The organism is Solibaculum mannosilyticum (assembly GCF_015140235.1).
GTDB lineage: Bacteria > Bacillota > Clostridia > Oscillospirales > Acutalibacteraceae > Solibaculum > Solibaculum mannosilyticum.
This window is the reverse complement of the sequence record NZ_AP023321.1, coordinates 1,193,166-1,214,668: the sequence shown is the minus strand read 5'-3', so window position 1 is coordinate 1,214,668 and position 21,503 is coordinate 1,193,166. Positions and strand designations below refer to the sequence as shown.

Sequence of the window (21,503 nt, the reverse complement as noted above, 5' to 3'; positions counted from 1 at the left end):
CAATCGGTTCAAACCTAAAAGGAGGGAATATCAGTGGAGAAGCTATTGAAATTATTGGATGAAAACGCCCGTTTGAGCAATGAACAAATGGCCGTAATGCTGGGCATGACACCAGAAGAGGTGGCCGCAGAAATCGACCGCTTGGAAAAACAGGGCGTAATCCGCGGCTATAAAACAGTCATCAACTGGGATAAAACCCAGCGTGAATACGTCACTGCGCTCATCGAATTGAAGGTCACTCCTAAGCGGGATCTAGGTTTTGACGAGATCGCCCATACCATCGCAGCCTTTGAGGAGGTACAGGACGTTTATTTGATGTCGGGCGGCTTTGATGTAGCGGTCATGTTAAACGGCCGCACTTTCCAGGAAATCGCCATGTTTGTGGCAAAGAGATTGTCTCCTTTGGAGTCTGTACTCTCTACAGCCACTCATTTTGTCCTGAGCCGCTATAAGGAAAAAGGTCTGCTGATGAATACAGTCCCTCCTGACGAGAGGAGGAACATCCTGCTGTGATGGATTATGAAAATCTGATGACCGAACGGCTACGCCGTGTTAAGCCGTCGGGTATTCGGCGTTTTTTTGACATTGCCGCTGAAATGGACGATGTCATTTCCCTTTCAGTGGGTGAACCGGATTTTATGACTCCATGGCACGTCCGTCAGGCCGGTATCCACTCCCTGGAAAAGGGAAAAACACATTATACTTCCAACAGCGGTCTGATGGAGTTGCGGCGTGAAATTACAAATTATCTTTCTCGCCGGTTCCAGGTCTCTTATCATCCGGAAAATGAAGTACTGGTAACGGTGGGCGGATCAGAAGCCATCGACTTGTGTATGCGTTCCTTGGTAGACTACGGGGACGAAGTCATTATCCCAGAGCCGTCCTTTGTGTGCTATCGCCCTATCACTGAGATGGCTGGAGGTATCCCCGTTATTATCGAGACCAAAGCGGAAGATCACTTCCGCCTGACAGCCGAGCAACTTCGCAAAGCGATCACACCGCGAACCAAGCTGCTTGTTTTACCTTATCCAAACAATCCTACCGGAGCTGTTATGCGTCGCGAACATCTGGAAGCCATTGCAGAAGTCATCCGTGGTACCAATATTATGGTGTTGGCCGATGAAATCTATGGTGAACTGACCTATGGCCAGGCACACCATGAATCTATCGCGTCCGTTGAGGGAATGTGGGAACACACTGTTTTGGTCAGTGGATTCTCCAAGTCTTATGCGATGACCGGCTGGCGTTTAGGTTATGCCTGCGGTCCGAAGGAAATCATTGGTGCTATGACAAAACTGCATCAGTTTGCCATCATGAGCGCCCCTACCACTGCCCAGTATGCCGCTGTAGAAGCCATGCGGGCTGGGGATAGCGATATTGAAGGGATGCGGGATGAATACGATATGCGCCGCCGTTTGATGGTAGACGGCCTTCGTTCATTAGGGCTTGACTGTTTCGAACCGGAAGGTGCCTTTTACTGTTTTCCCTGTATTCGCTCTACTGGGATGGATTCCGAAGCTTTTTGTGAAAAGTTGCTCTTTGATCAAAAAGTCGCTTTAGTCCCTGGGAGTGCGTTTGGGGAAAGCGGGGAGGGATTTGTCCGTGTTTCATACTGCTATTCTACCAAACATATCATTGAAGCACTCAAACGTCTCAAGAAGTTTTTAAAAGCTACGCCATAAAGGAAAAGGAGCGGCCCGTCCATGAGTATTTTGGTCAAGGCGCCTGCAAAGGTTAATCTCTCTTTGGATATCACTGGTCGTCGGGATGATGGATATCATTTAGTTCGCATGGTGATGCAGACGGTAGATCTATGTGATATCGTAGAGGTAGACCTATGCGGTGAAGGAATCTCATTGTCCTGTTCCCGTACAGATCTGCCTGTGGATGAGGGGAATCTAGCATATCGTGCGGCAAGGCTTTATCTAGATCATGTAGGTGTGGACAAGACAAAAAACGGTGTTTCGATCCATATCCAAAAGAGGATCCCTATAGCGGCAGGGTTGGCTGGCGGCAGTGCAGATGCTGCTGCCGTCCTTGTGGCGCTCAATAGTTTATATGGTCAAGTAAAACCTGATGCTTTATCGAATCTGGCGGCTAAATTAGGGGCGGATATACCTTTTTGTCTGCAAGGCGGGACATCTCTCGCCCAAGATATTGGGACAACCCTTTCTCCACTTCCAAGCCCTCCGGACTGTTTTCTTGTTTTGTGCAAACCGGACGTGGGTGTCTCAACGCAGGAGGCATATCGCCGTTTTGACGATTTAGTACAAGTCTCTCATCCAGATGTAGATGGGATGATCGATGCCCTGGCGGATGGAAATATTGATTTTGTAGTTTCCTCAGTAAACAATGTGTTTGAACAGGTCATCTGTATCCCTGAGCTGGATCACATTCGAAGCGTTATGAACAATTGCGGCGCCATGGTAAGCTGTATGAGCGGCAGCGGACCTACAATCTTCGGCATCTTTCGAAAAGAAGCTGAAGCAAAAATATGCTGGGATCATCTGGCGCAAATATACAATGATGTGTTTGTTACCCGTCCGATCGCGTATGGCTGCAAAATAATTGAAAATCACTGAATAAGAGATTTAAACCCGTCCATACTGATGGTATCACCATTGGAAAAGGACGGGATTTTTTATGAATTTTAAAAGATTATTGGCAGCTTTGTCAATGGGACTTGTTATAGCGATTCTTTGTAGCATGGCAAGCTTTTCCCAACAGTGCCAAAACATACGAGAAAGCGTTTTACGGTTGCATGTCCTCGCCAATTCCGACAGCCAAGAGGATCAAGCATTAAAGCTCAAGGTCCGCGACCGTATCCTTTTGGAATCGGAACATCTGATGGATCATGTCTCAAACCGTCAGGAAGCCAAACAAATTGCCAGTCAACATCTTCCCGAATTGGAAGCGGCAGCTCAAGACGAAATTCAAAAACAGGGATATGACTATCCAGTGGAGATCAGGCTGGAAAATACTTATTTTAATACAAGACAGTATGGCTCCGTTACATTGCCTGCCGGCCAATACGACGCTCTGCGGGTATTGATCGGATCAGGGGAAGGGCATAACTGGTGGTGTGTGATGTTTCCTCCCATGTGCCTGCCGGCCGCTGAGGATCCAAAACAAATTGAGGATGTACTAAATCCTGGGGAGACTGATATTGTCGAAGGCGGGGAACAATACGAAGTCAAATTCAAGATCGTGGAATGGTTTGAGGAAATTCAGGATTGCATTCAAAATTGGATGCAACCATCTGACCAATAAAAAGAATCGGTATAAAAACAAACCTATCTTGCCGGAATTTGTGGACGGCGGGATAGGTTTGTTTGTGAGTTTTGAGATAAATTGTTGCAGTCTGCGGATTCATCTTTTCAAAAATGATTTTTTGGTATATAATCAGGAATAACAAATTGTGTAAAGGGGATGTTGTTGTGATTTCACAAGAACGTGTTTTAGAAGTATTGAAGGAGGCCGGTGTTTTGATGGAGGGACATTTCCGTCTCACCTCTGGCCGTCATAGTAATAAGTATTTGCAATGCGCTAAAATTTTCCGTAATACCAAATATAGTGAAGAGCTTTGCGCTGCTTTGGCCGAGCATTTCGCAGATGATAATATTCAACTGGTCATTGGCCCGGCTTTAGGCGCTGTCCAGATGGCCTATGAAGTCAGCCGTCACCTGAAGGTAGAGAACTTTTTTGCTGAGCGTGATGCCGATGGCAAGATGACTCTGCGCCGCGGTTTTGCCATCCAGCCGGGTCAGCGCGTCCTTATTGTAGAAGATGTAGTTACTACCGGCGGATCTGTTCGTGAGGTAATGGACATCGTCAAGGAACAGGGCGGCGTTGTAGCCGGCATTGGCTCGATTGTGGATCGAACTGGCGGTGCTATCGATTTTGGCGTCCCCTTTAAAGCAGTGATTTCTCTCCATGTGGATTCCTGGGAGCCTGAGGAATGCCCTATCTGCAAACAGGGAGAAATTCCGCTGGTCAAACCCGGAAGCCGGAAGGTTTAATAACATAAAATAGCCGCAAAGAGATTAACGGTTATTCGTTACAATAAGCTCCGGGTGTGTTACGTAACGGTTTGTCTCCCATGGGATTAAGCCTTTGATTTACACGGAGCAGTCATAAAAATAGTTTTCGAGGTTAAAACATGTTGCATAACGGACATAGGGACCGTCTTCGCAGCCGCTTTTTAAAAGAAGGTTTGGATAATTTTGAACCTCATAATGTGTTGGAACTCCTTCTCTTTTACTCCATCCCGCGCAGAGATACCAATGATGTTGCGCATAATTTAATCGACCGTTTTGGTAGTCTGTCCGCAACATTGGACGCCCCTTATGATGAACTTCTAAAAGTTCCTGGAGTTGGTGCCAATACCGCTACTTTAATCAAAATGATCACCTCTATTTGCCGGTGGTATATGGTGGACCGTACATCAGATATCCGCACTCTCAATAGTGTGGAAAAGGCAGGGGAGTTCCTCAAGCCAAAGTTTATCGGCCGCACAGATGAGATCATTTATTTTGTATCGTTGGATGCAAAGAGTCGTATTTTAAACTGCAGTTTGGTTTCAGAAGGAGCGGTCAATGAAGTCAATCTTAATATCCGTAAAATAGTGGAATTGGTCATGCGGTACAAAGCCTGCGCAGGTATTTTATCGCACAATCATCCCAATGGTTTAGCCATTCCATCTGAAGACGATGTGGAAACAACTTATCAACTAATGCGTGCACTAAAATACGTCAATGTCCATCTCATTGACCACATCATCGTAGCAGATGACGATTTTGTCTCCATGAGGGAAAGCCGTCGGTATGCGAGCATATTTGATTCTTCACCTATCGTCTCCGAATAAAGTTTATAGTAAAAGCCCTGAAAAAGTTTTTTCAGGGCTTTTTTCTGTAAGCAAGTCCATTTATTTTTCTCTTGACTCCTGTCTGAGGGCGGAGTATAATACATATAAATATGAAATACATATTTGTATGTATTATATGAGGTGAGGAGTACACTATGGAAATTCCAAAAGGACACTATATTTTTGGAACGGTTAAGGTCGGAGAGAGAGGTCAGATCATCATCCCGAAAGAGGCAAGAGAAACCTTTCAGATAAAGCCCGGCGATATGCTGATTGTTTTGGGAGATGAAAAATGGGGAATCGCCGTTACAAAGTCGGATGTTCTGCAAAAGCATGCCCAAGATGTTTTTCAAAAAATCGGGGAGGTGGAAAACGATGACCATTGAAAAAACTACACTTTCCTTTTTAAAGCAGGATTGTATTCAAGAATTTGGAGAAAAAAGAGGGGAGGAGATCTATAACCATACTCAAACCTTCTATGCTCAATTATTGGAAAATAGTGACGATCGGGGGAGTAAAGCTATTTTAGAGCACTTACAAAAGAAATTATTCCCACCTATGGCTTACTATAAAGCATTGCTTGCTGACGGGATAAGCCAGCAGGAAGCTCTTACCTATGTAAAAAAAGAGACGCAGAAATCAGCTTCTATCAAAAAACAGGAAATGGAACGTCTTGCAAAAATACCGTTGGCCTATACCGTTTATCGTCTGGGAGTCAAAAAGTTTATGAAGAAAAATTTTCCTGATGAAGGCTGGCAGACCGAATGGGTTCAATGCGATGGCAAAGAGATTCATTTTAATCTACATAAATGCATCTATTGGGATCTGACAAAATCGCATGGATGCCCTGAACTATGTTGCGTATATTGTGAAAATGACAATATTTCTTTCTCCGGGTTACTTCCCAAAATCCGATTTAAGCGAACAGGCACCTTGGGAGAAGGGGCTTCCTTTTGTGATTTTCACTTCATAAAAGTATAAAATATATGGCCCAGGATTTTATCCTGGGCCATACAGCTGATATCGTTTATTTGCTTTTACTTCCAGTCAAACGTTTGATTGCCTTGACAATCTCAACCTGTAAAATAGAAGCAAAAGAGAGACCAGCCACAATCAGCCATTGTGTCGCATTTAACAATGTGAGCTGGAACATCCCTTGCAATGCCGGAATAAACAGGATACAAGACATAAGCAGAAGCGATACCCCAAAGGAGACAAACAGCCATGGATTGATGCCTTCCGCCCGTATCCAGATGGGTTCCGTATTAGAACGCTGGTTAAATGCCCTCAGCATTTGTGAGAAAGCCAATACACAAAAGGCCATCGTTTGACCCACTGTATGGTCTCCCAAGCTGACACCAATCCAGTAAGCGGCAATGGTCATAGCTGATACGAAAATACCCTGTGTCACAACGCGGCGTACCAAATCCTTTTCAAAGAGGGTTCCTGATTTTACCGGTTTGTGCTTCATAATATTTTTACTGGCGGGATCAACCCCAAGCGCTAATGCTGGTAAAGTAGCTGTCGCAAGGTTGACCCATAAAATATGAACCGCCAAAAGCGGCGCATCCCAGTTGAAGACAGTTGCAACAAACAAGGTTAAAATCTCAGCAATATTGCCAACTAATAAAAATTGGATTACCTTTTGAATATTGCGATAAACACGTCGTCCTTCTTTGATGGCATAGGCAATGGTGGTAAAACTATCGTCCAACAAAATCATGTCGGAGGCATCTTTTGCGACGTCTGTACCGGTGATCCCCATAGCTACGCCGATGTCCGCCGCCTTCAAAGCAGGTGAATCGTTGACACCGTCGCCGGTCATAGCGGCTACTTCTCCTGTACGCTTTAGGCTCTGGATAATACGCAACTTATCCGCCGGCGAGACACGGGCAAATACAGTGGTGTTTTTCACCCATTGATCCAGTTCTTGATCGGTCATGGCATCCAATTCATCGCCGGAAAGAACGGTATTGCCGTCTTGATAGATCCCCAGTTCCTTTGCAATGGCCATCGCTGTTACTTTGTGGTCGCCGGTGATCATAATAGTCCGGATTCCCGCCTCACGACAGGTCCTGATCGATTCCGCCACCTCTCTTCGAGGAGGGTCAATCATACCCACCGCACCGATAAAGGTCATGTCAAATTCCAGGTTATCCTCATCTTCTTCTGGGACAGAGGAGAGGGTCTTCATAGCAAAACCCAATACCCGTAAGGCGTTTTCCGACATATGGAGGCAGAGTTTGGTAATATGAATCCGGTCATCTTCTGTGATAGGGCGGACGCCCTGAGACGTCAGAATATGGGTACAGAGGGGGACCATTTCATCTACAGCACCTTTTGTGTAAGCAATCCACTTATCTTTTATACGATGTACTGTCGTCATCCGTTTTCGATCGGAGTCAAAGGGTTGCTCAAACAAACGCGGGTATTCATCCTCTAAGCTTTCGTGGTTGATGCCGAAAGCCTGAGCCATATGGATCAATGCACCCTCGGTGGGGTCTCCGATGATTTCGCCTTCTTGATCCGGATCGAGACTCGCATCGTTACATAACGCTGCTGCATACACCAGTTCCTGATAAACTTCCGGATGTCTTTCCGCAGCGGATTTTATGGGTGTAGTCCTGCCAGCTTCAAAATCCCCATTGATTGCAATGTGAGTAACAGTCATCTTATTGAGAGTCAGTGTCCCTGTCTTATCGCTGCAAATGACGGTTGCACTGCCCAGCGTCTCTACAGCAGGCAGTTTTCGGATGAGCGCATTTTTCTTTGCCATCCGCTGGACGCCCAATGCCATCACGATGGTAGCCGTAGCAGGAAGGCCCTCTGGTATAATTGAGATAGCCAAAGAAATCGCTACCAAGAATTGAGGAATCAAGGGGCGCTGATAGAGTGCGCCAATCGCAAAAATAAGAACGCAAACAATTAGACCAACGATTGTCAATGTTTTGCCTACTGCATTTAATTTTTGTTTTAAAGGAGTATCCAGTTCATCCTGGTCCACAAGCATATTGGCGATGTTACCCACCTGAGTATCCATACCAGTGGCAACGACTACGCCTATAGCTCGCCCATAGGTTACAATGGAGGACGTATACACCATATTGCTGCGGTCTCCCAGCAGACAGTCCTCTGAAAGCAATTGATCTGCATCCTTTTCTGACGGTACTGATTCACCGGTGAGAGAGGCCTCCTGCACCTTTAGGTTTACAGAATGGATCAACCTCATATCGGCGGGGACCATATCACCGTCGCTAAGTAGTACAACGTCGCCTGTCACCAGTTCACTGGCCGGAACTATGCTTTCCTCCCCTTGACGTAAAACACGAGCTGTTGGTGCACTCATATTCCGCAGGGCTTCCAGCGAGGACTGTGCTTTTTTCTCCTGCACAATGCCGATCAGAGCATTGAGCACCACGATGCTAAAAATAACAATGGCTTCCGTCCACTCCTGCAATACTGCCGAAAATGCCGCCGCCCCTATGAGGATTAGAACCATAGGATCGATGATCTGTGCTTTTAGCATCTGGAAGATGGTTTTGGGTGGTTTGGAGCGCAGCTCATTGCGTCCATTTTTTCTTAGCCTATCGGCCGCCTCAGCATCACTTAATCCATCTTCGGAGGTATGCAATACCTCAAAAATCTCTTCGATGTTTTGTGAATGCCAAGGCTTCTGTCTGTGATTATCCATAGAGGATAAACCACTCCTTTCAAAAAATTTTATAACCGCTGTTCCTATACAGCGACTATTTTTATTTGATCGCCCACGCAAGACGAATCAAATCAAACACAAAAAGGCATAACCTACTATCCCCAAAAAGGGCGCAGGTTATGCCTTTTATATCCATAACAAGAAAATAATAGAATTACTTCGGTCAGCGTCGCTACTGTCAGAATCGTCCATGATAAGAGGTGATTCCTTTCTATCAATAAGTTTTGTTCTATTATAGAGGATGTAAACGTTGGTGTCAACAGGGGAGTATAAAAAACAACAGCAAAATTAAAAACATTCGTTCGAAAATTATCTTGAAAAAATACTTAATTTGTGGTATTGTGATATCATTGTTGAAAATCCTATTTGTGAAATGAAGTAGGAGATACACATAAAATGTGTATCCATGAAAAGGCGGTGCGTTTTATTGTGGATCAATTTGAATTAGTATCAAAATATAACCCCACCGGTGATCAACCAGAAGCCATTGCCAAATTGGTAGACGGTCTGCGCAACGGCGACAGGGAACAAACGTTATTGGGTGTAACTGGATCGGGTAAAACATTCACAATGGCCAACGTCATTGCCCAGGTGAATCGTCCAACATTGGTTCTTGCTCATAATAAGACTCTGGCTGCTCAACTTTGTACCGAGTTCAAGTCTTTCTTCCCTCACAATGCGGTGGAATATTTCGTCAGCTATTATGATTACTATCAGCCGGAAGCATACATTCCTTCTACAGATACTTATATTGAAAAGGATTCGGCCATCAACGATGAAATCGATAAACTGCGTCATTCAGCTACATCGGCTTTGTCGGAACGTCGGGATGTGATCATTGTAGCATCGGTATCCTGTATCTACAGTTTAGGCGATCCTATCGATTATCGCAACATGGTAATTTCCCTGCGTCCTGGAATGCAGAAAAACCGAGACGATCTAATTCGCAAACTGATCGAGATTCAGTATGAACGGAATGATATTAACTTTGTCCGCAACAAATTCCGAGTTCGCGGCGATGTGGTAGAGATCTATCCCGCTTATGGCGGAGAGACGGTCGTCCGCGTGGAATTCTTCGGCGATGAGATCGATCGTATCAGTGAAATCAATCCCTTAACAGGGGAGTTAAAAGGGTTCATTCAGCATGTGGCTATCTATCCGGCCTCCCATTACATTGTACCTCCGGAAAAGGTGGACGCCGGCGTCAAAGAACTGGAGAGGGAACTGGAAGAACGTCTCCAGTATTTTCGGGAGAACGGCAAACTTCTGGAGGCACAGCGCATTGAGCAGCGCACCCGGTATGATATGGAACTGCTGCGCGAGATTGGTTTTTGTAAAGGCATTGAAAACTATTCCCGCGTTTTGTCGGGACGCCCTGCGGGCAGTGCCCCGTTTACTCTGCTGGACTACTTCCCAAAGGATTATCTTTTGATTGTGGATGAATCCCACGTCAGCATCCCGCAGGTACGCGGTATGTACGCTGGAGACCATGCCCGCAAAAAAACATTGGTTGACTTTGGTTTTCGTCTCCCGTCGGCCTACGATAACCGCCCCCTCAACTTTGATGAATTCTACGATCGAGTTGGACAAGCTATTTTTGTCAGCGCCACTCCCGGTCCCTTTGAGAGAGAACGCAGTGCCCAGATCGTAGAGCAGGTGATCCGGCCCACAGGTCTATTGGATCCTGAAATCCAAGTCCGTCCTACCGAGGGTCAGATCGATGACCTTGTATCAGAGATCCATTTGCGTACCGATCGGAACGAACGCGTCCTAATCACTACCTTGACCAAGAAAATGGCGGAAGATCTCACCGCTTATCTGGAAGATATGGACATTCGGGTGCGGTACATGCACCATGATGTGGATACCATCGAGAGGATGGAACTGATCCGCGACCTACGTCTCGGTGAATTTGATGTCCTGGTGGGCATCAACCTTTTGCGCGAAGGCTTGGATCTGCCGGAGGTATCGTTGGTGGCCATCCTGGACGCCGATAAAGAGGGATTTTTGCGTTCTGAAACTTCACTGATCCAGACCATCGGCCGCGCCGCACGAAATGCAGAAGGCAAGGTCATTATGTATGCCGACAGCGTCACCCCCTCCATGGAACGGGCCATTTCCGAGACCGAACGCCGTCGTGCCATTCAGATGAAGTACAATGAAGAACACGGAATTATCCCCAAAACCATTATAAAGGATGTTTCCGATGTCATTGAGATCACGGCCAAAGACAAATCGGTGGAAGAAAAGGCTAAATCAGGACGCCGTCTGAACCGCCAAGAAAAGCAACAACTCATCGAGCAATTGACGAAGGAGATGAAGGCAGCAGCCAAATTGTTAGAATTTGAGCATGCCGCCTATTTGAGAGATCGAATTCAGAAATTGAAAGCCAGTAAATAACAGCAAGCCATTTAGGTGTGGAGGAATGAACATTGTCATTAGATCGTTTGACCATCAAAGGTGCACGGGAACACAATTTAAAAGACATCAATCTAACCATCCCACGAGATAAGCTGGTGGTTTTTACCGGCCTTTCCGGTTCCGGCAAATCCTCTTTGGCGTTTGATACCGTTTATGCAGAGGGACAACGTCGATATGTGGAATCTCTCTCGTCTTACGCCCGCCAGTTCCTTGGTCAGATGGACAAGCCTGATGTGGATCTTATCGAAGGCTTGTCCCCGGCCATCTCCATCGACCAAAAAACAACGTCTAAAAATCCCCGTTCTACTGTCGGCACAGTGACTGAAATTTATGACTATCTCCGTCTGCTTTACGCCCGCATTGGTATCCCGCATTGTCCTATCTGCGGCCGTGAGATCAAGCAGCAGACCATTGATCAGATTGTGGATCAGGTAATGGCTCTGCCAGAAAATACCAAAATTCAAATTTTAGCTCCAGTGGTGCGTGGACGCAAAGGGGAACATGCCAAAGAATTCGATGCAGCACGAAAATCAGGTTTTGTGCGGGTACGAGTGGATGGCATTCTCTACGATCTTTCTGAAACCATCAAACCGGAAAAAAATAAAAAACATACTATTGAAATTGTGGTGGATCGCCTGGTTGTGCGTCCGGATATCCGGGGACGTCTGGCCGACTCCATGGAGACGGCCACTGCTTTGGCAGGGGGGATCGCTTCGGTGGATGTGATCGGCGGCAAAGAGCTGACATTTTCACAGAATTACGCTTGTCCAGAGCACGGTATTAGCGTGGAGGAACTGACTCCACGAATGTTTTCCTTTAACAACCCTTTCGGGGCTTGTCCCACTTGTACCGGTATGGGCATCTTTATGAAGGTAGATCCCAAGCTGATTTTACCTGATAAAACTCTTTCTATCGCTCAAGGCGCCATCAAAGCCAGCGGTTGGTCTACTTCCGACAGCGGAACTATCAGCCGAATGTACTTTGAGGCCTTGGGAAAAGAATATGGGTTTACACTGGACACCCCCATTTGTGAAATGTCCAAGCAGGCGGTAGATGCCATCCTCTACGGCACCAAAGGCAAAAAGCTAAAGATGACCCGCACTATGGAGTATGGGTCAGGTACCTACGAAACCGCTTTTGAGGGCATCGTGACCAATTTAGAGCGTCGGTATCGGGAAACCAATAGTTCCTGGATGAAAGAAGAGATTGAATCCTATATGAGTTCCATGCCATGTCCGGATTGCCATGGATTGCGGTTAAAGCCGGAATCGTTGGCTGTCACCATCGGGGGACTGAACATCCATGAATTCTGCTCTATGTCCATCACAAAAGAATTGGAATTTATCCGTAACCTCCAGCTCACGGAACGGGAACGCATGATCGGCAAACGGATTCTAAAGGAAATTTCCGAACGTCTTGGATTTTTGGAAAGCGTGGGACTCAACTACTTGACCCTCACCCGTCAATCTGGTACCCTCAGCGGCGGAGAAAGTCAGCGTATCCGGCTGGCCACTCAGATTGGTTCCTCTCTGATGGGCGTTCTCTATATCTTGGATGAGCCGTCTATCGGCTTGCATCAAAGGGACAATGATAAACTACTGGCTACGTTAAAGCATCTGCGTGATTTAGGCAACAGCTTAATTGTAGTAGAGCACGACGAGGATACCATGTATGCCGCCGATTGGATCGTCGATATCGGTCCGGGTGCAGGGATCCATGGGGGAGAGGTTGTGTGCTCCGGTACGGTAGAAGACATCAAAGCCTGCGAACGTTCTATTACAGGCCAGTATCTCAGTGGAAAACGGAGTATCCCCGTTCCAAAAGAGAGGCGGAAGGGCAACGGCAACATGCTTCGTGTTGTAGGCGCTACTCAGAACAATCTGCAAAATGTAAATGTGGATATCCCGCTCGGTACATTTACTTGTATTACTGGCGTATCCGGTTCCGGCAAATCCTCTCTTATCAATGAAGTGCTCTATAAAACCCTCGCATCTAAACTCAATGGTGCAAAGCATGTGCCGGGGGCTCACAAGGAAATCCAGGGGCTGGAATTCTTGGATAAGGTCATCGATATCGACCAGTCTCCTATCGGACGTACCCCCCGTTCCAATCCTGCTACCTATACAGGTATGTTTAACTTTATCCGTGAGCTTTACGCCTCCACGCAGGATGCCAAAATGAGAGGTTTTTCAGCCGGACGTTTTTCTTTCAATATCAAAGGCGGACGCTGTGAAGCTTGTCAAGGCGACGGTATCCTAAAGATCGAAATGCATTTTTTACCTGATGTCTACGTCCCTTGTGAGGTGTGTAAAGGAAAGCGATATAACCGTGAGACTTTGGAAGTCAAATACAAGGGGAAAAGTATTCACGATGTTCTGGAGATGACGGTGGAAGAGGGTTTGGAATTTTTCAGCAATATTCCCCGTATTCAGCGAAAGCTCCAAACTCTCTACGATGTGGGACTGGGGTATATTAAAATCGGTCAACCGTCTACGACGTTATCTGGCGGCGAAGCGCAGCGTATCAAATTAGCCACCGAGTTATCCCGCCGCTCCACTGGGCGCACCATCTACATTCTGGACGAGCCTACTACAGGACTTCACATTGCCGACGTTCACCGTTTGATCGATGTATTGCAAAAGCTTGTGGATGCTGGTAATACAGTGGTCGTCATTGAGCACAACCTAGATGTGATTAAAACCGCTGATTATATCATTGACCTTGGTCCAGAAGGCGGCGATCAAGGCGGTCAGATTGTAGTGTGCGGTACGCCAGAAAAAGTGGCGCAAACAGAATCATCCTACACGGGTCAATATCTTTCTAAGATTCTCAATCCTTCAGAGGAATAAACACACAAAAAGATCCAGCAGATCAAATGACCTGCTGGATCTTTTTATTCTTGTAAACAAGAAATTGCCTCTTTTATCCTGGATTCCAAAGCATCGTCCCAACGCCCGTTATCGGTATGAGTCCAATCCACTTCACCACAAAAATGGGTGTTTAAGATACTAAAAAACATTCTGGTTTGTCTGCGCACTACGTCAGCTTGATCGCCTTCTGATCCACTGGTTGTCAAAAGGAACCCCTTTTTCGGGCGCTGAATGGTAGGCTTTTTTCCTAACACAAACCGGATACTCCAATATCTTTGAAGTCGGTCCACCACAGCTTTCATGGGTGCAGGATAGGACATAAAATAAATTGGAGTAGCCACAATCAAAACGTCGGCCTGTTCTAATTGGTCCCACAAAACATCTCCGTCCCGGTGGCGACACTGTCCCTGTACATCACAGGCTCCACATCCATCACATGGAACAAGGGGAGAAGAAAAACAATGGTATTCTTCCACATGAGCTTGAACAGGAAGCTGCTTTAAAAAAGCATCCAGCAACTCACCGGTATGTCTATCTCGTTTTGGTGAGCCAAACAATACAAGAACACGCATGTTTTCGTCACTCCTGAACCGGTTCATCGCAGAAGCGGCACACCAATTGATTCCCCTTTTGTTCAAAAAGATGGGGAAGGTAGTGCTCTCTGCTTGTGATACACGCTGGATTAGTGCAGTGGACATCATGGGTGCTGGCTGGAACAGGTTCTAAACACCGTTCACCATGTTGCTCCATCAAGGTCATCATCAAAGCCATCCGGGCATACATGCCATATTCCGTCTGCTCAAAATACACAGCACGGGGATCATCGTCTACTTCGTAGGTAATCTCGTCCACCCGGGGGAGAGGATGCAGAATTTTTAGGCTGGATTTCGCTAATTTAAGTTTCTCTCCATCCAGCACATACACGCCCTTCTGGCTCATATATTCTTCCTCTGAGGCGAAACGCTCTTGCTGGATACGAGTCATGTAGAGCACATCCAGCATGGGGATGGCTTCTTCTAAAGTATTAACCTCCTGGTAAGGAATATTTTTCTCTTCCAGACGATCCTTAATATACTGGGGTACACCCAACTGGGGGGTAGAAATCAAAACAAAGGAATTGCCTTCAAAGCGGCTCATGGCCTTGATGAGGGAATGAACCGTCCGGCCATACATCAGATCCCCACAGCAGCCGATGCAGAGATGATCCAAGCGTCCGGTTTCTTCATAGAGGGTGAACAAATCAGTCAGCGTTTGGGTGGGATGAAGATGGCCTCCATCTCCGGCGTTGATGATCGGAACACAGGAATAAAGTGACGCTGCTTTCGGTGCTCCGGACATGGGGTGACGCATGGCGATAAGATCGGCGTATCCGCTGACGACACGAACCGTATCCTTGAGACTTTCTCCTTTTGACACCGATGAGTTTTCTGGATTGTCAAACCCGATAATCCGACCGCCTAAGCGCAGCATGGCTGTCTGGAAGGACATCTGGGTGCGGGTGGACGGCTCAAAAAATAACGTGGCCAAGATCCTGCCTCTACAAGCCTGATCGTAGCGGCTGGGATGCTTTTTGATATCATGTGCTAGTTTGAGAAGCCCCATCCACTGCTCTTTGGAAAGTTGATTCAAATCGATTACATGCCTTGGTGTCATTGACAATTCCCCCCATTGAAAATTTCCGTCTCTTATTGTACCAGCATTGCCACCACTTGACAAGGCTTACCCTATTTCTGTTTTCATCGTCAAGGAGATTCGTTTTTTCTCTACATCTACCGACAACACCCGTACCTTTACAATATCACCTGCCGCCAACAGCTCACTGGGATGACGGATGTATCGGTCTGCCATTTGAGAAATATGCACCAGACCGTCCTGGTGGACGCCGATATCCACAAAAGCGCCGAAGTCTACCACATTGCGTACCGTTCCATCCAGTTCCATACCCGGCTTCAAATCGCTCATTTCCATGACGTCGGTGCGCAGCAGGGGAGGAGGAAGCTGGTCACGGGGATCTCGTCCCGGACGCATCAGTTCGGCCGCCATATCCCATAAGGTTGGGACGCCCACCCCAATTTGATCCGCTACCGTTTGTTCTCCCATCTTCTGAATACGGCTCGTAAGATCCGATAACCTCTGGCATGTGACATCATCAGAAGTATATTTACAGATCTTTAGGAGCTGTTTGGCCGCTTGATAGGACTCCGGATGGACAGCCGTACGGTCTAAAACCTCCGCACTTTCTGGGATTCTTAAAAAGCCGGCGCATTGTTCAAAGGTACGGGGCCCCAACTTCGGAACCTTTTTAAACTGAGTCCGAGAAGAGAATGCACCGTTTTCCCCTCGGTATTGCACAATATTTTTTGCTACAGTGGCGTTAAGACCCGCCACATGTGAGAGCAATGCCGGGGATGCGGTATTGACGTCCACGCCTACCGTATTAACACAGTTTTCGACCACACCGTCCAAGGCCTCATCCAGCAATTTGGGAGGCATATCGTGCTGATACTGGCCCACTCCAATGGATTTGGGATCAATCTTCACCAGTTCAGCCAAAGGGTCTTGGAGTCTTCTGGCGATGGATGCAGCACTGCGCAAGGAAACATCGTATTGAGGGAGCTCTTGCGCCGCCAGCTTCGAGGCTGAATATACAGATGCCCCGGCTTCACTAACCACCATATAGGACATACCATCCGGCAATTCCGGAAGAAGCTGCGCCACAAATAGCTCTGTTTCCCGTGAGGCCGTCCCGTTGCCGATGGAAAAGATTGTGGCGTTATATCGCTCAACGAAAGATTTCAAAATCGAACCGGCTTCCTCTTTTTTGTTGTGGGGAGGTGTGGGATAAATGACAGCCGTATCCAAAATACTTCCCGTCTCATCCACCACCGCCACTTTACAGCCTGTCCGGTAAGCGGGATCCAATCCGATCACTCGTTTTCCTTTTACAGGAGGTTGCATCAAAATACGCCGTAAATTGGAGGAAAATACACCGATAGCCGCTTGATCCGCACGTTCGGTCAGACTTGCACGGATTTCCCTCTCCACCGAAGGGAAGATCAAGCGATCATAGGCATCCTCCGCCGCAGCTTTTACAACTGAGCTACAAGAATTCCCTTCACGGACAGCCTGCTGAAATAGAATAGCAAGACCTTTCACACGATCCAAATCCACCGATACTTTCAAATATTCCTCGCGTTCCCCTCGGTTGATTGCCAAGACGCGGTATCCTGGGATGCGGCGGACCGGTTCACTGAAGTCGTAATAAAGACGGTAGACCGAGTCTTCCTCTTTCGAAGCTACCGATCGTACAATCCCTTGCGCCATCATCAAGGACCGCAGGAGTTTACGAATCACAGCGTCATCGGAAAGCTGCTCGGCGATGATGTCCATAGCACCTTGCAATGCATCCTCCGGCGTGTCCACTCCAAGTTCTCCGTTGACACAGGAGGCAGCCAAAGTAAGTGGATCTGGACAGCGGGAATCCTGTGAAAAGATCTGATTTGCTAAGGGCTCCAGACCTTTTTCTCGAGCTATAGACGCACGGGTCCGACGTTTTGGGCGATAGGGGCGGTAGAGATCCTCCACCTCCGCTAATGTGACAGCTCCATCCAAAGCGGCCTTTAACGCATCGTCCATAGCGCCACATTGTTCTATGGCCGCTGCGACCTCTTCTTTGCGTTTTTGAAGCCCTCTTAAATAATGAAGTCTCTGATCCAGCTCACGAAGCACTTGGTCGTCCAAAGACCCGGTTTGTTCTTTTCGGTACCGTGCGATAAACGGGATAGTATTCCCTTGGTCAATGAGAGAGACGGCATGTTCTACTTGCCACGGTTTCAAATGAAATTCCGTGGTTAACAGAGCTAAAATATCCAATCAAAACACACCTTTCTTTACGCTAAATTGCAATTGTAGATCACATAGAGGATCCCGTACACAATGGGCTGATGGATGACGTACACCCACAAGGTATGACGTCCCACAAAGTCCAAAAATGGGATGCGTTTGGGAGCCATCCATTTGGGATAACGTCCCTCTTTAAACCAGACTCCCACATACGAGCCGGCCAGGAACAGGAATAACCAGGGGAAAAGAGGAAAATAGTCGGCTGAATAAAATCCGCTGGTCGTGATTCCAAAGGGGAAGAGCCATTCGCATTGCATCACTGGTTCTGGAATTTGCCAGTAGAGCAGGTTTGGAATTCCAAGCTGTCCGTTTCCAACATTACTGGTGAGCACAAACAACAACAGACAAATCACAATGCCCAACCATGTGGGAGCTTTGTCGAGCAATGGGCGCAACAATGCAAAAATAAGCATACAAAAGGCCAGCATATGTAGGATGCCGAATACAATCAGCTCCTCTGGCATGACCAGCCATGTCACTAATGTGAGGCCTAAGGCGATTCCCAAAAGCTTGACCCCGCGCAAGGCGTTTGAGTGGGACAAGCGGGATGACAATCCTGAAATTCCTACAAAAGCGAATACAAATGGTATGCGTATGGACTCAGCAAATTGGAGCAGCGGCATAAACCAGGAATCATTGAACAGATAGACGATATCAAACAATGCGTGGTGGAGGATCATTGCCAAGATACAAAATCCCCGGATTTCATCAATGAGGGCGATTCGTGTTTTCAAAGACGGTTTAGACTGGCTTTGTGACATAGGCGACAACTCTCTTTCCAAAATAGGCTTCATATCTTTCATTGTATCATATCTCATGAGAACTTGCCAGATTCTCCCTTTCTTCCATCCAGAGGCAGCAAAAAAGCCTTTCTCAAACGACGCTACTCTGCTAAAGTAGAGCTTTGAGAAAGGCTTTAAATCCAAAATCATAAAAAGGGGAAATCATCCCAATAAACCCTCTATTAGGATCTTAACCCCTATTCCAATCAACAGAAGGCCACCGATAATCTCCGCCTTTTTTTCAAATACTGTACCAAATCGTTTGCCTATGTATACCCCTGCCAGACAAACAAAAAAGGTTACCGTACCAATAACACCGGCTGCCAATCCAATGTCAGTTTGATCTACCAATGCCAAGCTGATTCCTACAGCCAGGGCGTCGATGCTAGTGGCTATGGAAAGCAGCAGCAGCATTTTGAAGCTTATGGGGTCTCGGCTAAAGCATTGATCGCTTTGAATCTTTTTTAAAGTCTCATAAATCATTTTAATACCGATACTCGTCAGGAGACCAAAAGCAACCCAATAACTGACATTTTGCAGGTATCCGCTTAATGTAATGCCGGCATAGTATCCGATAATAGGCATTAACGCTTGAAAAAAGCCGAAGCTGAAAGCAATCTTAACAGCGTGGGATACTCTTAAATTTCGTGTACATAGTCCGTTGCTGACTGAAACAGTGAAAGCATCCATGGAAAGACCCAATGCCATTAGGAAAATGCCGAGAAACCCCATAGCTGAAACCTCTCCTACCGAGGCCTATTACGCCTCTTTTATTTTGCAGGATCTGTTTCTTCGTCCGATTCATTTTCTATCTCGGAAGGGAGAACGGCTGAATGTACCGGTTCCCAATCCAAAATCATATTTTCTTGTGCATTAAAGTAGTGCTGCTTATCAGGGGTAAGCTTTTGATATGTGCCATCGGAATTAAGAAGAGAAGTCTGAGCCGTATCCTCCCAATAAAGCTCCATATCCTGCATAATACGCTGGGACAGTCCTTCTGTCTCGACGGGGAAAAGCAATTCCACACGGCGGTCCATGTTGCGCGGCATCATATCGGCGCTGGAGAGATAAAGTTCCGGTTGCCCACCGTTGTGGAAACGGTAAACACGGCTGTGTTCCAAGAAGCGTCCTACAATGGAGTGCACTTCGATGTTTTCACTGACACCCTTGATTCCCGGACGTAAACAACAAATACCGCGGATTAGAAGGCGGATCTTAACGCCGGCACTGGATGCACGATAGAGTTCTTGAATCAGATCGGCATCCACCAGTGAATTCATTTTTGCAAAAATCTCACCATGTTCACCGCGAAGGGCATTTTGACGCTCGTTCTCGATGAGCCTTGTGAGATAGGGGCGCAGACGTACCGGTGCCGAAACCAATTTATTCATCTCAGGCGGTGCGGAATAACCTGTCAATGTATTGAAAAAGGCCGATGCATCGGAACCAATTTGCTCATCACAGGTAAAGAGACTGTAGTCGGTATAAATTTTAGCGGTGACATCGTTGTAATTTCCGGTTCCAAGATGGACATAGCGTTTCATGGATTGCTGTTCTCTGCGCACAATCAGGGTAATTTTACTGTGGGTCTTGAGGCCGGGGAGACCGTAGATGACGTGGCATCCGGCCTTCTCCAGACGCAGTCCCCACTGGATGTTGTTTTCTTCGTCAAAACGGGCTTTGACCTCCAGAAGCACCGTCACCTGTTTGCCGGATTCCGCGGCTTTTGCCAAAGCGTTGACGATAGGAGAATTCCCACTGACACGATAAAGCGTCTGCTTGATGGCCAATACCTGAGGATCTGAGGCCGCTTCCTCCAAGAATTTCACCACCGGTAGGAAGCTCTCATAGGGATGGTGAAGGAGGACATCGCCATGACTGATGCAGTCGAAGATACTTTTGTAATTGCGGAATTGATCCGGCACTTCCGGAATATACGGCCGATAGCGCAAATGATCAAAGCCAGGGATACCGTAAAGCTGCTTCATCAAAAAATCCAGATTCAACGGACCATGGATGCGGAAGATTTCATCTTCTGTGACCTCCAGCTCACGGCGCAGAATCCCCAGCATACGTGCATCGGCCTCATGATCGATTTCCAAACGGATGACCGAACCCCACTTACGCATACGCAAGGACCGCTTGATCTCTTGGAGCAGATCCTCAGCGCCCTCCTCTTCAAAGGAAAGGTCGGCATTGCGGGTGATGCGATAGGGAGTACAGGAAATGACCTCCCATCCTTCAAACAACCGCCCAATGTTAAGAGAAATGACCGATTCCAGCAGGATAAAGTCGGTATCAGGACCGTCGCTGGGAAGTTTAATCATCCGAGGCAGCACAGAAGGCACCTGAACGGTGGCAAATACCGGTTGGCCATCTTCTCCCTTTAACAATACGCCCAAGTTGAGGCTTTTATTCAAGATAAGTGGGAAGGGGCGGGAGGAATCAGCTGCCATGGGTGTCAGCACCGGATAAACTTCATGCTCGAAAAAGAGCGCGAGTTGATGCTTTTGCTTACGGCTCAACTCATCAGGATGCAGAATGCGGATATGATTTTTGCACAGTTCGGGTAAAATGTGGTCGCGATAAATGCGATACATATCGCTCATCATCTGATGTGTGCGTTTTCCAATGCGCTTTAGCTGAAGTTCCGGTGTCAGTCCAGAAGCATCCGGACGTTTGTATCCAGCTTGCAGCTGGTCCCGTACCGAGGCCACTCGGATCATGAAAAATTCATCCAAATTGGTGCTGGTGATGGAAAGAAACTTCATCTGTTCAAAAACAGGGTTGTTGGAATTGAGGGCTTCCATCATACAGCGGTGATTAAATTCCAGCCAAGACAATTCTCGATTGGTATAATAAGATGGATTGTCATAATGGTCAGACATAAGGATTCTCCTTTTCTTTCGAGAAGCGTCCAATAATCTCGACAAAACGCCAAGTATCGAACC

The 21,503-nt window shown here is 47.0% G+C and carries 17 protein-coding genes; 10 read left to right on the top strand and 7 right to left on the bottom strand.

All coding sequences use genetic code 11. The features are described from left to right. The first annotated feature begins 33 nt into the window (after positions 1-33). The 8 genes from C12CBH8_RS05685 to C12CBH8_RS05650 all read left to right on the top strand — a co-directional run bounded on the left by C12CBH8_RS05685 (position 34) and on the right by C12CBH8_RS05650 (position 5,845). Entirely contained in the window at positions 34-513 is a 480-nt protein-coding gene (locus C12CBH8_RS05685; RefSeq protein ID WP_090266320.1) for an Lrp/AsnC family transcriptional regulator, read from the top strand. Next, positions 513-1,682 (top strand): pyridoxal phosphate-dependent aminotransferase, encoded by a 1,170-nt coding sequence (locus C12CBH8_RS05680; protein ID WP_215533794.1) that lies wholly within the window; start codon positions 513-515, stop codon positions 1,680-1,682. The genes C12CBH8_RS05685 and C12CBH8_RS05680 overlap by 1 nt, the downstream gene beginning before the upstream one ends. Positions 1,683-1,703: 21 nt before the next feature. Further along, on the top strand, positions 1,704-2,582 hold the full coding sequence (gene ispE / locus C12CBH8_RS05675; protein ID WP_099321952.1) for a 4-(cytidine 5'-diphospho)-2-C-methyl-D-erythritol kinase: 879 nt from the start codon (positions 1,704-1,706) through the stop codon (positions 2,580-2,582). Positions 2,583-2,643: 61 nt separating this feature from the next. Continuing rightward, positions 2,644-3,270: a stage II sporulation protein R gene (spoIIR, locus tag C12CBH8_RS05670; protein ID WP_090266314.1), complete on the top strand. Its 627-nt coding sequence runs from the start codon at positions 2,644-2,646 to the stop codon at positions 3,268-3,270. A 167-nt stretch (positions 3,271-3,437) separates the two neighbouring features. Further along, positions 3,438-4,019: an orotate phosphoribosyltransferase gene (gene pyrE / locus C12CBH8_RS05665; protein ID WP_090266313.1), complete on the top strand. Its 582-nt coding sequence runs from the start codon at positions 3,438-3,440 to the stop codon at positions 4,017-4,019. A 140-nt stretch (positions 4,020-4,159) separates the two neighbouring features. Next, the gene (locus C12CBH8_RS05660; RefSeq protein ID WP_090266311.1) at positions 4,160-4,864 is read left to right on the top strand and encodes a JAB domain-containing protein; all 705 of its coding nucleotides are present in this window, start codon (positions 4,160-4,162) and stop codon (positions 4,862-4,864) included. Positions 4,865-5,019: 155 nt separating this feature from the next. Then, positions 5,020-5,250 carry an AbrB/MazE/SpoVT family DNA-binding domain-containing protein gene (locus C12CBH8_RS05655; protein WP_090266309.1) on the top strand — a complete coding sequence of 77 codons (231 nt, stop codon included), beginning with the start codon at positions 5,020-5,022 and terminating at the stop codon, positions 5,248-5,250. Then, positions 5,240-5,845 carry an L-2-amino-thiazoline-4-carboxylic acid hydrolase gene (locus C12CBH8_RS05650; protein WP_215533740.1) on the top strand — a complete coding sequence of 202 codons (606 nt, stop codon included), beginning with the start codon at positions 5,240-5,242 and terminating at the stop codon, positions 5,843-5,845. The genes C12CBH8_RS05655 and C12CBH8_RS05650 overlap by 11 nt, the downstream gene beginning before the upstream one ends. A gap of 46 nt (positions 5,846-5,891) precedes the next feature. Here C12CBH8_RS05650 and C12CBH8_RS05645 read toward each other — a convergent pair whose 3' ends face one another. Then, the gene (locus C12CBH8_RS05645; RefSeq protein ID WP_215533739.1) at positions 5,892-8,555 is read right to left on the bottom strand and encodes a cation-translocating P-type ATPase; all 2,664 of its coding nucleotides are present in this window, start codon (positions 8,553-8,555) and stop codon (positions 5,892-5,894) included. Positions 8,556-8,972: 417 nt separating this feature from the next. Between C12CBH8_RS05645 and uvrB the strand changes: the two genes are divergently transcribed. Continuing rightward, complete coding sequence (gene uvrB, locus C12CBH8_RS05640) at positions 8,973-10,976, top strand: excinuclease ABC subunit UvrB (protein ID WP_099321949.1); 2,004 nt, start codon at positions 8,973-8,975, stop codon at positions 10,974-10,976. Between the two features lie 32 nt (positions 10,977-11,008). Beyond that, positions 11,009-13,846 (top strand): excinuclease ABC subunit UvrA, encoded by a 2,838-nt coding sequence (gene uvrA / locus C12CBH8_RS05635; RefSeq protein ID WP_215533738.1) that lies wholly within the window; start codon positions 11,009-11,011, stop codon positions 13,844-13,846. Between the two features lie 44 nt (positions 13,847-13,890). Here uvrA and C12CBH8_RS05630 read toward each other — a convergent pair whose 3' ends face one another. The 6 genes from C12CBH8_RS05630 to C12CBH8_RS05605 all read right to left on the bottom strand — a co-directional run bounded on the left by C12CBH8_RS05630 (position 13,891) and on the right by C12CBH8_RS05605 (position 21,440). Then, entirely contained in the window at positions 13,891-14,439 is a 549-nt protein-coding gene (locus C12CBH8_RS05630) for a flavodoxin family protein (RefSeq protein WP_159461147.1), read from the bottom strand. Positions 14,440-14,446: 7 nt separating this feature from the next. Then, a complete protein-coding gene (gene pyrB / locus C12CBH8_RS05625; protein ID WP_215533737.1) occupies positions 14,447-15,520 on the bottom strand; it encodes an aspartate carbamoyltransferase in 1,074 nt (357 codons plus the stop codon). A gap of 66 nt (positions 15,521-15,586) precedes the next feature. Next, entirely contained in the window at positions 15,587-17,740 is a 2,154-nt protein-coding gene (locus C12CBH8_RS05620) for a Tex family protein (protein WP_099321945.1), read from the bottom strand. A gap of 17 nt (positions 17,741-17,757) precedes the next feature. Further along, on the bottom strand, positions 17,758-18,573 hold the full coding sequence (locus tag C12CBH8_RS05615) for a heparan-alpha-glucosaminide N-acetyltransferase (protein WP_159461146.1): 816 nt from the start codon (positions 18,571-18,573) through the stop codon (positions 17,758-17,760). Between the two features lie 141 nt (positions 18,574-18,714). Then, positions 18,715-19,284, bottom strand: a complete 570-nt coding sequence (locus C12CBH8_RS05610; RefSeq protein WP_099321943.1) for a manganese efflux pump MntP — start codon at positions 19,282-19,284, stop codon at positions 18,715-18,717. A 38-nt stretch (positions 19,285-19,322) separates the two neighbouring features. Then, positions 19,323-21,440, bottom strand: coding sequence for an RNA degradosome polyphosphate kinase (locus C12CBH8_RS05605; protein ID WP_215533736.1), 2,118 nt, complete (start codon positions 21,438-21,440; stop codon positions 19,323-19,325). Between the last annotated feature and the right edge of the window lie 63 nt (positions 21,441-21,503).

Excerpts from the sequence above, each read along its gene's own strand:
- ispE (WP_099321952.1), top strand. The coding sequence starts at position 1,704 with ATGAGTATTTTGGTCAAGGCGCCTGCAAAGGTTAATCTCTCTTTGGAT.
- C12CBH8_RS05605 (WP_215533736.1), bottom strand. The coding sequence starts at position 21,440 with ATGTCTGACCATTATGACAATCCATCTTATTATACCAATCGAGAATTG.
- C12CBH8_RS05655 (WP_090266309.1), top strand. The coding sequence starts at position 5,020 with ATGGAAATTCCAAAAGGACACTATATTTTTGGAACGGTTAAGGTCGGA.
- C12CBH8_RS05615 (WP_159461146.1), bottom strand. The coding sequence starts at position 18,573 with ATGAAAGATATGAAGCCTATTTTGGAAAGAGAGTTGTCGCCTATGTCA.
- C12CBH8_RS05630 (WP_159461147.1), bottom strand. The coding sequence starts at position 14,439 with ATGCGTGTTCTTGTATTGTTTGGCTCACCAAAACGAGATAGACATACC.
- C12CBH8_RS05680 (WP_215533794.1), top strand. The coding sequence starts at position 513 with ATGGATTATGAAAATCTGATGACCGAACGGCTACGCCGTGTTAAGCCG.
- spoIIR (WP_090266314.1), top strand. The coding sequence starts at position 2,644 with ATGAATTTTAAAAGATTATTGGCAGCTTTGTCAATGGGACTTGTTATA.
- C12CBH8_RS05610 (WP_099321943.1), bottom strand. The coding sequence starts at position 19,284 with ATGGGGTTTCTCGGCATTTTCCTAATGGCATTGGGTCTTTCCATGGAT.
- uvrB (WP_099321949.1), top strand. The coding sequence starts at position 8,973 with ATGTGTATCCATGAAAAGGCGGTGCGTTTTATTGTGGATCAATTTGAA.
- C12CBH8_RS05645 (WP_215533739.1), bottom strand. The coding sequence starts at position 8,555 with ATGGATAATCACAGACAGAAGCCTTGGCATTCACAAAACATCGAAGAG.
- C12CBH8_RS05660 (WP_090266311.1), top strand. The coding sequence starts at position 4,160 with ATGTTGCATAACGGACATAGGGACCGTCTTCGCAGCCGCTTTTTAAAA.
- C12CBH8_RS05650 (WP_215533740.1), top strand. The coding sequence starts at position 5,240 with ATGACCATTGAAAAAACTACACTTTCCTTTTTAAAGCAGGATTGTATT.
- pyrB (WP_215533737.1), bottom strand. The coding sequence starts at position 15,520 with ATGACACCAAGGCATGTAATCGATTTGAATCAACTTTCCAAAGAGCAG.